Annotated in this window: 12 protein-coding genes; 4 read left to right on the top strand and 8 right to left on the bottom strand. The window is 33.4% G+C overall.

Features of this window, described 5'->3' with window-relative positions:
- Window positions 1-35: 35 nt before the first annotated feature.
- Window positions 36-1,571 (bottom strand): YifB family Mg chelatase-like AAA ATPase, encoded by a 1,536-nt coding sequence (locus tag ASE40_RS20390; RefSeq protein ID WP_057119267.1) that lies wholly within the window; start codon window positions 1,569-1,571, stop codon window positions 36-38.
- A 109-nt stretch (window positions 1,572-1,680) separates the two neighbouring features.
- On the opposite strand from ASE40_RS20390, the gene ASE40_RS20395 reads away from it, so the two are divergent.
- On the top strand, window positions 1,681-2,379 hold the full coding sequence (locus ASE40_RS20395) for a DUF1963 domain-containing protein (protein WP_057119269.1): 699 nt from the start codon (window positions 1,681-1,683) through the stop codon (window positions 2,377-2,379).
- Between the two features lie 34 nt (window positions 2,380-2,413).
- On the opposite strand, the gene ASE40_RS20400 is transcribed toward ASE40_RS20395, so the two are convergent.
- A complete protein-coding gene (locus ASE40_RS20400) occupies window positions 2,414-3,391 on the bottom strand; it encodes a Gfo/Idh/MocA family protein (RefSeq protein ID WP_057119270.1) in 978 nt (325 codons plus the stop codon).
- Window positions 3,392-3,705: 314 nt separating this feature from the next.
- Between ASE40_RS20400 and ASE40_RS20405 the strand changes: the two genes are divergently transcribed.
- The gene (locus ASE40_RS20405) at window positions 3,706-5,022 is read left to right on the top strand and encodes an ammonium transporter (RefSeq protein WP_057119271.1); all 1,317 of its coding nucleotides are present in this window, start codon (window positions 3,706-3,708) and stop codon (window positions 5,020-5,022) included.
- A 376-nt stretch (window positions 5,023-5,398) separates the two neighbouring features.
- Here ASE40_RS20405 and ASE40_RS20410 read toward each other — a convergent pair whose 3' ends face one another.
- From ASE40_RS20410 to ASE40_RS20420, 3 genes are all read right to left on the bottom strand, one after another.
- On the bottom strand, window positions 5,399-7,486 hold the full coding sequence (locus ASE40_RS20410) for a protein-disulfide reductase DsbD family protein (protein WP_128415004.1): 2,088 nt from the start codon (window positions 7,484-7,486) through the stop codon (window positions 5,399-5,401).
- Window positions 7,486-8,796 carry a tRNA lysidine(34) synthetase TilS gene (tilS, locus tag ASE40_RS20415; protein ID WP_057119273.1) on the bottom strand — a complete coding sequence of 437 codons (1,311 nt, stop codon included), beginning with the start codon at window positions 8,794-8,796 and terminating at the stop codon, window positions 7,486-7,488. The genes ASE40_RS20410 and tilS overlap by 1 nt, the downstream gene beginning before the upstream one ends.
- A gap of 224 nt (window positions 8,797-9,020) precedes the next feature.
- Entirely contained in the window at window positions 9,021-10,319 is a 1,299-nt protein-coding gene (locus ASE40_RS20420) for an anthranilate synthase component I family protein (protein WP_057119275.1), read from the bottom strand.
- A 302-nt stretch (window positions 10,320-10,621) separates the two neighbouring features.
- Here ASE40_RS20420 and ASE40_RS20425 point away from each other — a divergent pair, with 302 nt between their 5' ends.
- Window positions 10,622-10,996, top strand: a complete 375-nt coding sequence (locus tag ASE40_RS20425; RefSeq protein ID WP_057119277.1) for a DoxX family membrane protein — start codon at window positions 10,622-10,624, stop codon at window positions 10,994-10,996.
- 57 nt (window positions 10,997-11,053) lie between these two features.
- On the opposite strand, the gene ASE40_RS20430 is transcribed toward ASE40_RS20425, so the two are convergent.
- From ASE40_RS20430 to ASE40_RS20440, 3 genes are all read right to left on the bottom strand, one after another.
- Complete coding sequence (locus ASE40_RS20430; protein ID WP_057119278.1) at window positions 11,054-11,596, bottom strand: lipocalin family protein; 543 nt, start codon at window positions 11,594-11,596, stop codon at window positions 11,054-11,056.
- Between the two features lie 154 nt (window positions 11,597-11,750).
- Complete coding sequence (gene lpdA, locus ASE40_RS20435; protein ID WP_057119280.1) at window positions 11,751-13,154, bottom strand: dihydrolipoyl dehydrogenase; 1,404 nt, start codon at window positions 13,152-13,154, stop codon at window positions 11,751-11,753.
- 280 nt (window positions 13,155-13,434) lie between these two features.
- A complete protein-coding gene (locus ASE40_RS20440) occupies window positions 13,435-13,893 on the bottom strand; it encodes an Lrp/AsnC family transcriptional regulator (protein ID WP_012024199.1) in 459 nt (152 codons plus the stop codon).
- Between the two features lie 268 nt (window positions 13,894-14,161).
- Between ASE40_RS20440 and ASE40_RS20445 the strand changes: the two genes are divergently transcribed.
- Complete coding sequence (locus tag ASE40_RS20445; RefSeq protein WP_057119282.1) at window positions 14,162-15,406, top strand: aminotransferase class I/II-fold pyridoxal phosphate-dependent enzyme; 1,245 nt, start codon at window positions 14,162-14,164, stop codon at window positions 15,404-15,406.
- The last annotated feature ends 36 nt before the right edge of the window (window positions 15,407-15,442 follow it).

Here is a 15,442-nt window from a genome sequence, read left to right on the forward strand (position 1 = left end):
ATAGTCCTGATATTATTTATCAGGACTATACTAACTTATCCCAACCACCCTTCTCGATCTAAACTTCTATATTGAATTGCTTCTGCAATATGCGATGAAACTATATTGGGTGCATTATCTAAATCGGCAATCGTTCTGGAGACTTTTAGAATCCTGTCGTAAGCTCGCGCCGAAAGATTTAGTCTTTCCATTGCCGTTTTCAGTAATTCTTTTGAGGGTTCGTCTAAAACGCAGTATTCTCTAATCAATTTACTGCTCATTTGTGCGTTGTAATGAACATTTTCAACAGATTCAAATCGCTTGGTTTGTATTTCTCTTGCTGCGGTTACCCGTTTACGAATTTCAACACTGCTTTCTGCTTTTCTTTCATCTGCCAATTTCTCAAACGGCACTGGAGTAACTTCAATATGAATGTCTATTCTATCTAATAATGGACCAGAAATTTTACTCATATATCGCTGCATTTCGTGTGGTGAAGAAGTATTTGGCACACTAGGATCATTAAAAAATCCACTCGGACTTGGATTCATACTGGCCACAAGCATAAACGATGAAGGATAAGTAATGGTAAACTTGGCACGGGAAATCGTAACTTCTCGGTCTTCCAAAGGCTGACGCATTACCTCTAAAACATCTCGTTTAAATTCTGGCAATTCATCTAAAAACAATACCCCATTATGTGCCATCGAAATTTCTCCCGGCTGTGGGTAACTGCCGCCGCCAACAAGCGCAGCATTAGAAATCGTATGATGCGGACTTCGAAACGGACGCTGGTTCATCAATCCAACTTCTTTTAATTTACCTGCAACACTATGAATTTTAGTGGTTTCAAGCGCTTCTCGCAAAGTCATTGGAGGCAGAATACTCGGAACACGTTTTGCAAGCATTGTTTTTCCTGCACCAGGAGGGCCAATCAAAATAATATTATGTCCGCCGGCTGCCGCAATTTCCATACAGCGTTTTATACTTTCCTGTCCGCGAACATCTGAAAAATCAAATTCGGGAAAATCTAAAGTTTTGTAGAATTCAGCACGGGTATCAATAACTGTCGGCTTTAAAGTTCCTTTACCTGCAAAAAAGTCAATGATTTCTTTTAAGTTCTCTACTCCATAAACATCTAAATCAGATACGATGGCAGCTTCTTTTACATTTTGAATAGGAAGAAAAAAGCCTTTGTAACCTTCTTCTTTTGCTTTAATGGCAATTGGTAAAGCACCGCGAATAGGTTGCAGACTTCCATCTAACGAAAGTTCACCCATTATAATATAACGTTCAATTTCGGGAGCTTTTATCTGATCTGAACCCACCAAAATTCCCATAGCGAGTGTTAAATCATACGAAGAACCTTCTTTTCGAAGATCTGCCGGCGCCATATTGATGGTAATTTTTTTTCCTGGCAAACTGAAGCCATTATTTTTAAGCGCGGCTGCGATTCTATAACTGCTTTCTTTTATTGCATTGTCGGGAAGTCCAACTAAATGATAACCAATTCCTTTATCCATATGAACTTCAACAGTAATAGTTGTAGCTTCAACTCCAAAAACAGCACTTCCGTAAACTTTTGTCAACATAAATTAATCTTAAATGAAAAGGTAAAAATATTTAATTATAGACAAAAAATCATTATTTTTGTAAATATTTTATTACTTTTTACTAACTCTTTCAAAATTTATTATTTATATGAATGATCTCGAAAAAATAAAATCCAAACTTGCAAAAAGAGCATCAGGATTTATTACTGGAGGATTTAAGCCAACAAATTCAAATACAGAAAGTTGGATTGGAAGAGTTTATTTATATCTAGAAAATGAAGAAATTCCTGTCGATAATAACGGTGACTTAATGTTACCTTTATTTCAATTATGTTTAAATGAATTACCATTCGTCCCTGATATTCTAATAAACACTAAAATAATAACAGTATTCATTTCTAAAAATATTCCAATAGATCTAACTCCAAATGGAAATCATTGGGTTTTACGAGAATATAAAAATACTAATGAGATAATATTTAAAGATTTAAAAAATGAAAATTCTCACATTAAACCTTTTCCATTGTCAAATAAATTAATTGAAGAAGATTATCCGGTTTGGGAAGATCCTGAAATTCCAGAAGATATATCAGATAAAATACTTCAACTTGAAGACGAAGGAGTTATAGATTCTTATTATGAAATAATTGAAAACAATTACGGTCATAAACTTGGGGGATATGCTACTTATTGTCAATCAGGAATATATTTTGGAGATGACTACGAATTTGTTTTCCAAATATCTTCTGATGAAAAAGCTAATTTGAATATTGTAGATAATGGTAATATTTATTTAGCAAAAAATAGGAAAACCGAAGAATGGATATACTATATTGATTTCTATTAAATTTTTAATGGAATATAATTATACGGAAATCGGATTAAGCAAAACTTAATCCGATTTGATTTTTAATTTCCTCCACAATCCTACTCAAATCCAAACTATTTTGATGCGACCAAAGTTTACTTTCAATTTGATTGTTTCGAATGCAATTGTGACATTCTATTATTTCGTGTGAATATCCTTTTCCTAAAGTTGGCAAAGTAAAAGCAGCTTCTTTTTCGTCATTTATAAATAAAGAATATCCGTCGGCAACAAACCAAGGCGAGTTCAATTCAATTCTTCCTTTTGATCCGCTTATAGATGCTTTCATATCAGATTCTGAAACTATCGAAGCATGTAAAACCGATTGAGCCGATTCATATTGCAATAGCATAGAAGTCTGTAGATCAATATCATTTTTGTGTTTGATGGCTTTTGCAATTATCTCTTTTGGATTTCCTAATAGTATATAAGAGAGGAATAATGGATAAACTCCAATATCAAATAAAGCTCCGCCACCCAATTCTTTGTCAAAAAGTCTTTTGTTTTCAGTTTCACTGCCGTGAAAAGCAAAATCGGCTTTTATGTAATTTACATCTCCAATTATTCCATTATTTACTTTTTGTAATATCTCTTGAATAGACGGAATAAAACGTGTCCAAAACGCTTCCATAAAAAATCTGTTATTTTTTGTAGAAGCTTCAATCATTCTCTCTGCATCATTATAAGATAGCGACATTGGTTTTTCGCATATCACATGTTTGCCTTTTTCAAGTGCTTTTATGGATAATTCTGCATGCGAGTTATGTGGTGTTGCGATATAGATAATTTCAACTTCACTGTCCTCAAAAAGTAGATCATAAGAATTATACATTCTTAAAGCACCAAATTTTTCTGCAAATAACTCTGCTTTAGAAATATCTCTTGAAGCAACTGCCGTTAGCTCAGCATCATCTATCAATAATAAATCTGACGCAAACTGGCTTGCAATATTACCCAGCCCAACTATTCCCCATTTAATTTTTCTATCAGCCATTGTATTTTAATCATCAAAATTGTTAAAAAACATTAAAAAACTATTTCGTTTAAAAAACATCAGACGTTTTTAAACAACAAATATCCAATATATCGTAAAAAGTAACAATCAATTAACCCAAAAATTATTAAAAGTCTTAATAAGACGAAAATAAATGTTGATGAATTACAAATTTTAAGTCTGTTTTAACAAATTCATGCAAAATTTACGGGGTCAAATTTTAAATTTAACAAAAATTAAACATTGAACCCTATTTTTTTAGGGGGTATGAAATCATTTTATACTTTTATAAAAAATTTTAAAACTAAATAACTATGCGAAAAATTATTTTAACTGTGATTCTTATCACTATTTTGGTACTAACCTTTATATCAAACTTTATCATTGCAGATAACCCAATTCCTGCTGAAGCGGTTAAGTTTGACACAGGAGATACAGCTTGGATGATCGTGGCAACTGCATTTGTATTGTTAATGACTCCTGGTTTAGGATTTTTCTACGGAGGAATGGTAGGTAAGAAAAACGTAATTAGTACTATGCTTCAGAGTTTTATGGCAATGGTAATTGTTACTATTTTATGGACTGTCGTTGCTTTCGGATTAGCTTTTGGACCAACTATTGGAGGAATTATTGGAGATCCGTCTCATAATTTATTCTTTGAAGGTGTTGGAACCAATACTGCATGGAGCCTTGCACCAACAATTCCTTTTATGTTATTCGCATTATTTCAAGCAAAATTTGCCATCATTACTCCTGCTTTAATTACAGGTGCTTTTGCAGAACGTGTACGTTTCTGGGCTTATTTATTATTCATGGTTTTATTTATATTATTAATATACGCTCCTTTAGCTCACATGACTTGGCATCCTGATGGAGTTTTCTTCAAAATGGGAGTTCTTGATTTCGCTGGTGGAACGGTAGTACACATGAGCGCTGGATGGGCTGCATTGGCTGGAGCAATCTTCTTAGGAAAAAGAAAAGTACAAAAAGTTAATCCTGCTAGAATTACTTACGTATTATTAGGTACGGGTTTACTTTGGTTTGGATGGTTTGGTTTCAATGCTGGATCTGCATTAGGAGCAAATGGTTTAGCTGTACAAGCTTTAGGAACAACTACTGTTGCTGCTGCAGCTGCTGCTATGGCATGGGTTTTCCTTGATAAAATCTTAGGACACAAATTATCTGCTCTTGGAGCTTGTATTGGAGCTGTTGTGGGTCTTGTAGCTATTACGCCTGCTGCTGGTTTCGTTAGTATTCCTCACGCAATTTTCATTGGTTTATTCTCTGCAATTGTAAGTAACCTTGTAGTTAGTAAATTCCCTAAAGGAAAAATTGATGATGCTTTAGATGTATTTGCTTGTCACGGTGTTGGTGGTATGGTAGGTATGTTATTAACAGGAGTTTTTGCTTCAAAAGCAATTAACCCAGCTGTTGGAGATAATCAAGGTTTAATCTTTGGAACTCCAACTTTATTCATCAACCAATTAACTGCTCTTGTTGTGGTATCAATCTTTGCTTTTGTTGGCTCTTATATTTTATTCTTTATTGTAAATAAAATTACACCTCTAAGAGTTACTGAAGAAAAAGAAGAATTAGGTTTAGATATTTCTCAACACGGAGAATTCCTATAAGAAATTAATTTTCAACTTTCAATCTTGATAAAAAAAACGCTCTAAGTAATTAGAGCGTTTTTTGTTTGAATTAATTTCTAAGCAATCTAAGAAGTCCTTTAAAGATTTAATTTTATGTACATCTTGAGTAAACAAACCCATATGTATGGAACTTTATTTATCTGAATTAATTTCACTACAGGCTAGCAAATTAACAACCTTAATTATTCAACAAAAAAACTCCTTTAAAAAACTTTAATCCGCTTAAATCTTGATCATAAAAAAACGCTCTAATTACTTAGAGCGCTTTTTGTTTTGAATTAATTTCAACCCCAATATATTTTAAATTTTAGTCCCGAAGCATCAGGATAGATTTGAAATTTTAAAAGTCTAAAATCTATTTAAAATTAGAAATACCTTCTTTTAACCATTTTAAATATTCTTCTGTACTAACGTAGCTGATAGTTGGTTTAGTATTATTTAAATTATTTCCTTCTAAATCTGTAATCACATATAGAGGCTGTGTATTGGTTTTATATTTAGAAATCATAAAATCTGTCCATTTATCTCCCGCTGTAATAATTTTATCTCCAGAGGCAGTTGTAAATTGTTCTTCTTTTGGAAGTTCACGTTTGTCATCAACATAAAGTGAAATCAAAACAACATCATTTTTTAGAATTGGTAAAACCGTAGGATCAGACCACACATTGTTTTCCATTTTTCGGCAGTTTACACAAGCGTAACCCGTAAAATCCAGCATTATAGGTTTATTGATTTCTTTCGCGTAAGCTACACCGTCCTCATAATCGTGAAAAACCATAATTCCGTGAGGGCCTAATTCTGCTCCTTCTGGCAGCCCTTTTATTGGTTCTCCTGAAACGGCTCCATTTCCTGATCCTCCTACTCCAAACGGACTTTCGCTGTATTGCGGCGGCGGTGGGAATGCACTAATTAATTTTAATGGAGCTCCCCAAAGTCCAGGAATTAAATACATTGTAAACACTAAAGTAAGTAGTCCTAAATATAATCTCCCAACAGAAATATGATTCATTGGGCTATCGTGAGGCAATGTAATTTTTCCGAATAAATATAAAGTCAAAGCTCCAAAAATTGCAATCCAGATTGCGATGAAAACTTCTCTTTCTAAGAAATGTAATTGTAAAACTAAATCTGCATTTGATAAAAATTTGAATGCCAAAGCCAATTCTAAAAATCCAAGAACCACTTTTACAGTATTTAACCATCCACCAGATTTTGGTAATGAGTTTAACCATCCTGGGAACATTGCAAATAACATAAACGGTAAAGCTAATGCAGATGAAAATCCTAACATTCCAACAACTGGAGCGATTCCTCCATTTGAAGCTGCTTCAACTAATAAAGTTCCAACAATTGGTCCTGTACAAGAAAAAGATACAATTGCCAAAGCCAAAGCCATGAATAATATTCCGATTATTCCGCCTTTATCCGCTTGCTGATCAGCCTTGTTTGCCCATGAATTTGGAAGCATAATTTCAAAAGCTCCCAAAAATGAAGTTGCAAAAATAACTAAGATCACAAAGAAAATTAGGTTAAACCAGACATCGGTAGACAAAGCATTTAAAGCATCTGCACCAAATATTTTAGTAACGATAAGACCTAAAATTACATAAATAGCAATAATTGAGAGTCCGTAAATCACAGCGTTTCTAATTCCTTTAGCTCTGCTTTTACTTTGCTTAGTAAAGAAACTTACTGTCATTGGGATCATTGGGAAAACGCAAGGCGTTAACAAAGCTGCAAACCCAGATAAAAACGCAATAAAAAAGATTGACCACAAACTTCTTGCAGGTGTTGGAGCAGGAATTTCTGCTGCTTTAACTTCTTTTTCTGCTTTTACAGTTTGATCTTTAGCAGTATTAGTTTCTTTTTGAATAGTATCAACTGCTAAACCAACTACTTTAGTTTCATCTTTTTGAGCTTCTGCTACAACTGGAACTTGATCCATTTTAAAAGTTGATGGAACTGCAATTGAGAACTTTTTGCTCGAATTGATACAAACTTCTTTACAAACCTGAAAATCGAAATCCACATCAACTGTTTTTAGATTTGGATTAATAATTTTTATCTCTTGTTCAATATGTGCTTTTCCTTCAAAATAGGTTTCATCTACACCAAATACATCATTAAAAGAAGTTTTCGTTTTTCCTTCTTTCGCTTTTCCTACTAATTCGTAATTACCTTTTTGATTTTTAAAAGCAATTTCCAAAGCAAGAGGTCCGCCTTCTGGTGTAAACTGCGAATACATATGCCAGTCTTTTTCGATAACAGCATCAAAAATTAATACAGCATTATTCCCTTTTTTTTCAATTTTTGAAGTCCATTTTACCGGCTCTAGAATTTGAGCGTTACCTTTTGCAAAAGCAAAGAAAAACAACAGCAGTAAAATAGTTTTAGTCCAAATATTTTTTGACAAGCTTGTCTGAAGATTTTGAGTAAAGTTCATTATTGTAGTTCTATTTTTAGTATTTTGTTTGTGGCTTTTTCAATTTTAAAACGGTCATCTTGTCTGATTCCGACAACCCAGACTATTTGGTCATTAGAACATAAAATCCATGTTTTTTCTTTTTCGATCAATGATAACTTTTCATCTTTAAAAAGTTTACTAACTTTTTTTGACTTACCATTCATGCCAAAAGGCTGAAAAACATCTCCTTCTTTCCATTTACGTAATATAAGAGGAAAGTGGATTTTATCGACGTCCACAAATATAACTCTATTTGAATCGAATGTTGTGTGACCTACGTTACAAAGGCTTAATTTTATGGGAAAATTAACTTCTGTATCGTTTGAATTGATTTCATATTCTTCTTTTTCTGACAACTCAGAAAGCGGACTCAAAATTAACGTTTCTCTGTTTTTTAGTAATCTGAATTCCTCTGCAAAAACTTGTTTTCCCGATTGCCCTTCGACCAAATCGTAAATATCATTCCACGCAGAAAAACCAAATTCATTCAGCCATTGATACAAATATGATTTATAATTGGGAAGTTTTTTTAACTGATTTAAATCAAAATGAATATCATCGCCTGCTTCTTTTGCAACTTGCTGATAAATCATAATCGAAGCATCTTCAACCATTTCTTTTGATTCCTGAAGATAGGATTGTGTCTTTTGAAATGCATCCAAAAAATTAGGATTGATTTCTTTTAAAACAGGAATTAAATCGTGACGAATTTTATTTCGCAAATATTTAGTTGAAGCATTACTGCTGTCTTCTCGCCATTCTATATTATTTTCTTCCGCATATTTCAGAATTTCTTGTCTGGAAAATGGCAAAAGCGGGCGAATGATTTTGTCGTTCTGTTCTGGAATTCCCGTTAAACCTTCTAAACCTGTTCCGCGCGTTAAATTGATTATAAAAGTTTCTAAATTGTCATCTGCGTGATGCGCCGTTAAAATAAAGTCAAAGTTTTCTTCTTCCAAAAGTTCATAAAACCAACTGTAGCGCAATTCTCTTGCAGCGACTTGTGTGGACAATTTATAATCTTTAGCGAAAGCTTCAGTATCAAAGTGAGTCGTAAAAAACGAGATATTATTTTGATCGCAATAGTTTTGAATAAATTCCTGATCTCCAAAACTTTCTAATCCGCGAAGTTGAAAATTACAATGTAAAACTGCGATTTCATAAGGCAATTGATTAAACAAATGCAGTAACACCATACTGTCTAAGCCACCGCTGACAGCCAGAAAAAGTTTTTTTTCTGCTAAAAAAGGAAACCTGGAAGTTATATGATTTTGAAATTTTGAAAACATTTGATAAATGTAAAAAATTAAATTCGTTCTATTTTTAAATGAAATGTTAAGCGGTTATTTTTTCTGCCGGAATTACACAAATTTCCACTAATTAATTTGCAAAACTTTAAAAAATACAGCCACAGATTAAAGGATTAAAATGATTCTAAAATCTGTGTAAATCTTAATAATCTGTGGCAAAAAAATAATTCGTGCAAATTCGGCTAATTCGCGACAAGTCCACTTTATTGTAAAACTTCGTGCATTGCCTTAGCTTTTAATAAACATTCTTCATATTCTTTTTCAGGATCGGATAATGATGTAATGGCACTTCCAACCGAAAATGAAATGTATTTATTTTCCTGATTATACAATATACTTCTAATGACCACATTAAAATCAAAATCTCCTGCAGGCGTAAAATATCCAATTGCACCGCTGTACAATCCTCTTTTTGTTTCTTCCAGATTTTCAATAATTTCCATGACAGAAATTTTTGGCGCTCCGGTCATGCTTCCCATTGGAAAAGTTGTTTTTAAAACGTCTACGGCAGAATATTGAGCATCTAATTTTGAAGTAATCGTAGAAATCATTTGATGTACCTGCAAAAAGGAATAAATACCGCAAAGCTCTTCAACCTCAACCGAACCTTTCTGTGCAGTATGTGACAAGTCGTTTCGAACCAAATCAGTTATCATGATATTTTCCGCACGTTCTTTTTCATCTGAAACCAAAATATTTTTTGATTTTTCATCTTCAACCGGATCCAAAAATCGCTTAGAAGTTCCTTTAATAGGCTGAGAAATAATTTTATCTCCGACTTTTTTAATATAACGCTCTGGTGAAGCAGAAAGCAGATAATGCTTGTAATTTTTAAAGAAAACCGAAAAAGGTGCTTTAGAAATTTCATTCAATTTTTGAAATTTTTCTAACGGATTTATAACGGCATTTTCAGCGTAAAATTCCATACAAAAATTAGCTTCGTACATATCACCAACATGAATATGTTGGAGCATTTGATTTACTTTTTCAACGTAAGAATCTTTAGAAATGCGCTGTTTGATTTCTAAGGACTCTTTACTTTGGTTCTTTGTTCCGACAATTCGTGATGAACTTTGGACTATTCCATCAAAATCTTCTTCAACTTCGTCATCACAAAGCATTAAATATTGAATTTCAAGCTGATTCCCTTTTAGGATAAAAAGTTTTTTAGGCTGAAAGAAAAACAAATCAGGAAAATTCAATCCGTCAAAATTCTTGGAATGAAGATTTTCTATATCATTTTTTAGATCATAAGAAAGATAACCAAAAAGCCAGTCTTTAGTATTCTGCTGATATTGTTTTAAATCTTCAAAAGCGTTGTAATAATCAGTTTTTAAAGAGGTAAAAGCATCTACCGCCAATAAACAATCAAAATTAGAATATCGCTGCGGATAGGAATTGCTGTCTAAAAAAATAACTTCGCGAAACTGCTGCGCCCAACTTAATAGCTGTTCTTTAAACAGTTCTGGATTTGCAATATTTTTATGAATGGAAACTCTCAAAAATGGGTAAATTTTAAACTTCAAAATTACGACAAAATTCCTTTACTACTAGAACGCAAAAGAAATAATGAAACGATAATAACGGCAAAGCAAAAGTGTTAAAAAGACTTACTTTTTATAAGAAAAAATTCGTTATATTTGATATACTCTTAGATTAATCCCAAAATTGAATTAGTTTGACTGTAAAATTCTTAAAAAAGAACCACAAAAAATGATTTGTGCTTTTAATTTTTTGAGACCTTAGATTGTATCTTTTCCAATAACTTAATTATATTTTTTAACCTTAAAAAATCCTAAGTATTATGAAAATTGCCACAATTATTGTCCGCGTTTTAGTTGGTCTTTTGTTACTTTTTGCCTCTATCAGTTACTTTTTTCATTTAATGCCTGAACCAGAAACTACAGGAAATTTTAAAGCTTTTAATGTAGGTTTGATGGCTTCAACTTATTTAATGCCACTTGCTAAATCAATTGAATTGCTATGTGGAATTGCATTTATAACTGGGCGATATGTAACGCTAGCTAATATTTTGATCCTGCCTATTACGGTAAATATTTTGTTTATCAATTATTTTCTTGCTCCAGAAGGTCTGCCAATTGCAGTGTTATTATTCTTAGCCAATTTATTTTTGATTTACAGATATTGGGGTAATTATAAAAGTATTTTCACACCATAAATTATTTTTCAAACTAAAAATAAAACCCGACAGCTATTTAAACTGTCGGGTTCTTTTTTAATTCGTTCTATCATGCTTAACCCAAACGAGATCGGTTACTTTGTATCCAATTTCTTGAGCTTTAATTAAATAGTCTGCCTTTATACTTTCTGGAATAGTTTTCTCACGCGAAAGGATCCACATGTATTTTAAACTTTCACCAGCAACAAGTGCATACTTATAGTCGGGGTCAATAGCTACAACATTGTACCCTGAATAAAAAGGACCAAAAAATGAGACTTTCAGCATACCAATATTGTCTTTTTTGACAAATTTAGCTTTCCCGACACTTTGTTCCCATTTGTCTTTTTTGACATTATAGCCCTTATTATCGACTTTTATAGTTTTATCTTCGTTTAAAGAATACTCAGCAGTTACATTGTCCAGATCTCTTTCCCATTTGTAATCTAATCTAGCGATTTCATACCATTTTCCGAGATATTTTTTGCTGTCAAAATTGGTTACAGCTTGTGCTTTTTTCGGAATACCTCCTCCACAAGATGTAAGGGCAATTCCTATTCCTGCTCCAATCAAAATCGGAACTATATATTTACTTTTCATAATGTTATCTTTTAATAATCATAAAGATAGCACTTGAAACACACATCTAATTTACAAAATTATTTTGAATTATTATATTATTAAGAAGCTAAAATAACGCATAAAAAAAACCGCCAGATTGCTCTGACGGTTTAGTTAATATGATTTACGCAAATTATACGTGTAAAGCTCTATTTTCAGTAGCTGCCAATGCTGCTTCTTTTACCGCTTCCGCGAAAGTTGGGTGCGCATGACTCATTCTTGAAATATCTTCAGCAGAAGCTTTGAATTCCATTGCAGTAACCGCTTCAGCAATTAAATCTGCTGTACGGGCACCAATCATGTGAACTCCTAAAACCTCATCTGTTTTTTCGTCAGCCAAGATTTTTACGAATCCGTCTAAGTCAGCACTTGCTCTTGCACGTCCTAACGCTTTGAATGGGAAACTTCCAGATTTGTATTTAACTCCTGCAGCTTTCAATTGCTCTTCAGTTTGTCCAACTGCAGCAACTTCCGGCCAAGTGTAAACAACACCAGGAATTAAGTTGTAATCGATATGTGGTTTCTGACCAGCTAAAATTTCCGCAACCACTACTCCCTCTTCCTCTGCTTTATGTGCTAACATCGCTCCACGAACAACATCACCAATTGCATAGATATTTGGAACATTTGTCTGTAAATGATCGTTTACTTCAACTTGTCCTCTGTCTGAAATTTTCACTCCAGCTTTGTCAGCATTTAATCCTTCTGTGTAAGGACGACGACCAACAGAAACTAATGAATAATCTCCTTCAAGAGTGATTGTTTCTCCTTTTGCATTTTCAGCCTGAACTACAACAGCATCGCCGTTTCTTTCAACTGATTTTACTTTGTGAGAAACGTAGAATTTCATTCCTTGTTTTTTCAATACTTTAGTCAATTCTTTAGAAAGAGAACCGTCCATTCCAGGAATAATTCTGTCCATGAATTCAACTACAGAAACCTGAGCTCCTAAACGCAAGTAAACTTGTCCCAGCTCGATTCCGATAACTCCTCCACCAATAATTACTAAGTGTTTTGGAACTTCTTTTAAAGCTAAAGCCTCAGTAGAAGTGATGATTCTTTCTTTATCAATTTTGATAAATGGTAAAGAAGATGGTTTTGAACCTGTAGCGATTACAGTATATTTTGCTTCGATAGTTTCTGTTGTCCCGTCAGCTTTTGCAATTGCGATATGCGTTGCGTCTACGAAAGAACCTAAACCAGTGAAAACAGTAATTTTATTTTTATCCATTAAGTAGTTGATTCCACCTACGGTTTGATCTACAACTGCTTGTTTGCGCGCGATCATTTTCTCTAAATTGATTTTTACATCTCCAGAAACTTCGATTCCGTGATCTGCAAAATGAGCAATTTCAGCATAATGATGAGAAGACGACAATAATGCTTTTGAAGGAATACAACCTACGTTAAGGCAAGTTCCGCCTAATGAATTATATTTTTCTATAATGGCAGTTTTGAAACCTAATTGTGCGCAACGAATTGCTGATACATATCCGCCAGGACCTGAACCTATAATGACTACGTCAAATGAACTCATAGTTTGTCTATTTTTAATTTTAGCGTCACAAATTTAAGGAATAAAGTTTTGTTTAAAGTTTAAATCTCAATGTTTTTTGTGTGAAATTTTGGAGGAAGGTTTTATCGCAAAGGGCGCTAAGAATTACGCAAAGTTTTGTTTTTTAATCTCGCAAAGACGCAGAGTCGCAAAGTTTAAAGAATAAAGATTAGTTGCGTCAGCTAAAGTTGGACGCTATTAAAAAAACTTAGAACCTTAGTAACTTAGAATCTTAGTCTCTTTTTTAAAACCTTTGAACCTCTTAAAAAGAAATTACCGTCGAGTTCTTCACCTCACTAATCATAAACATACTTTGCGTACTGCCAATATGTTGAAGCGAAGTCAATTTGGTAACCAAAAATTCACGATACGCTTCCATATCTTTTACCAGAACTTTTAAAATATAATCGTAATCACCGCTTACATGATGGCATTCTAAAACTTCGTTTAGTTTGATGACTTCGCTTTCGAATTTGGTTAGGAATTCTTTAGTATGCTGAATAAGTTTTAGATGACAAAAAACCACAAATCCTTTTTCGATTTTGGATTTATCTACTAATGCTACATAGTTTTTAATGATACCTTCTCGTTCTAGTTTTTTGATTCGTTCGTAAACTGCGGTTACAGAAAGATCAAGTTTTAAAGATAATTCTTTGGTTGTTTTTTTACTGTCGGTTTGAAGTAAAACGAGGAGTTTTTTATCTGTAGCGTCTAGAGTCATAGTTACGTCATTGCGAGGAACGAAGCAATCTCATCCTCTGATTAATATTTATTCTTTTTTTTTATTAGAAAGAAAATCTACTGGATTACATCTTTAACACCAAATTTAGATTAAAAATCATTAAAAATAAGTTTTTATAGTTTTAAAATCTAATTATTCAATTTATGATTGATTAATATTCTAAATAGATCTTATTTTGGATAGAATTTCTTAGAAATGAGCTTCCTAGCTCTCAACTTGAAACAAAACAAACAAAAAACTAACTATAATGAAAAACTTTAACCCAGCAGATAAAATTCAAGATTTACAATATTTCGGTGAATTTGGCGGTGTCAATCCATCGATTTCTGATTCTTCGACTTATACTTTCCTTTCGGCTAAAACTATGTTTGACACTTTTGAAGGCAATATGGAAGGCTGTTATTTATACTCGCGTCATTCATCACCAAGCAATTTGTATTTGGATCAGGCTTTGGCAGCAATGGAAGGAACGGAAACAGCAAATGTTTCGGCTTCTGGAATGGGAGCGATTACACCTACTCTTTTGCAGTTGTGCGGTGCAGGCGACCATATTGTTTCAAGCCGAACTATTTATGGCGGAACTTACGCTTTCTTAAAAAACTTTACACCAAGATTCGGGATCGAAACAAGCTTTGTTGACATCACAAAACTGGATATTGTAGAAGCTGCAATTACTACTAAAACTAAAGTTTTGTATTGCGAAACGGTTAGCAATCCACTTCTGGAAGTTGCCGATATTGCTGGTTTGGCTAAAATTGCCAAAAAGTACAATTTGAAATTGGTTGTCGATAATACTTTTTCACCGCTTTCTGTTTCTCCTGCAAAATTAGGCGCCGATATTGTCATTCATAGTTTGACAAAATATATTAACGGAAGCAGCGATACTGTCGGAGGTGTGACTTGTGCGTCTAAAGAATTTATTAATTCGCTGAAAAATGTAAATTCTGGTGCAAGTATGCTGTTAGGGCCAACGATGGATAGTTTGCGTTCGGCTTCTGTAATGAAAAATCTTCGCACGCTTCACATCCGAATCAAACAGCACAGTCATAATGCGCATTTTCTTGCCGATCAATTTGAGAAAGACGGTTTAAAAACGGTTTATCCCGGATTAAAAAGTCATCCAAGTCACGAATTGTACAAAACGATGATTAATCCAGAATATGGTTTTGGAGGAATGCTGACGATTGATGTTGGCACTTTAGCGAAAGCCAATGAATTGATGGAATTGATGCAGGAAAGAAACTTAGGTTATTTAGCTGTTAGTTTAGGTTTTTATAAAACATTATTCAGCGCACCAGGAACTTCGACTTCTAGTGAAATTCCCTTAGAAGAGCAGAAAGAAATGGGATTAACAGACGGTTTGATTCGCTTTTCTATTGGATTGGATAATGATATTGAACGCACTTACCAAATGATGAAAGCTTGTATGGTTGAGCTTGGTATTTTGAATTCGCCAGAGATTAGTAAAGAAGTTTACACAGAGGTTCACTAAGATTTCTCTCTCGCAGATTTGGCTGATCATGCTTAT

Origin of the sequence: Flavobacterium sp. Root935, assembly GCF_001429295.1 — a bacterium.
Classification (GTDB): Bacteria; Bacteroidota; Bacteroidia; order Flavobacteriales; family Flavobacteriaceae; genus Flavobacterium.

Coding starts and splice junctions, on each gene's coding strand:
- ASE40_RS20390 (WP_057119267.1), bottom strand. CDS start 1,571: ATGTTGACAAAAGTTTACGGAAGTGCTGTTTTTGGAGTTGAAGCTACA.
- ASE40_RS20395 (WP_057119269.1), top strand. CDS start 1,681: ATGAATGATCTCGAAAAAATAAAATCCAAACTTGCAAAAAGAGCATCA.
- ASE40_RS20400 (WP_057119270.1), bottom strand. CDS start 3,391: ATGGCTGATAGAAAAATTAAATGGGGAATAGTTGGGCTGGGTAATATT.
- ASE40_RS20405 (WP_057119271.1), top strand. CDS start 3,706: ATGCGAAAAATTATTTTAACTGTGATTCTTATCACTATTTTGGTACTA.
- ASE40_RS20410 (WP_128415004.1), bottom strand. CDS start 7,486: ATGAACTTTACTCAAAATCTTCAGACAAGCTTGTCAAAAAATATTTGG.
- tilS (WP_057119273.1), bottom strand. CDS start 8,796: ATGTTTTCAAAATTTCAAAATCATATAACTTCCAGGTTTCCTTTTTTA.
- ASE40_RS20425 (WP_057119277.1), top strand. CDS start 10,622: ATGAAAATTGCCACAATTATTGTCCGCGTTTTAGTTGGTCTTTTGTTA.
- ASE40_RS20430 (WP_057119278.1), bottom strand. CDS start 11,596: ATGAAAAGTAAATATATAGTTCCGATTTTGATTGGAGCAGGAATAGGA.
- lpdA (WP_057119280.1), bottom strand. CDS start 13,154: ATGAGTTCATTTGACGTAGTCATTATAGGTTCAGGTCCTGGCGGATAT.
- ASE40_RS20440 (WP_012024199.1), bottom strand. CDS start 13,893: ATGACTCTAGACGCTACAGATAAAAAACTCCTCGTTTTACTTCAAACC.
- ASE40_RS20445 (WP_057119282.1), top strand. CDS start 14,162: ATGAAAAACTTTAACCCAGCAGATAAAATTCAAGATTTACAATATTTC.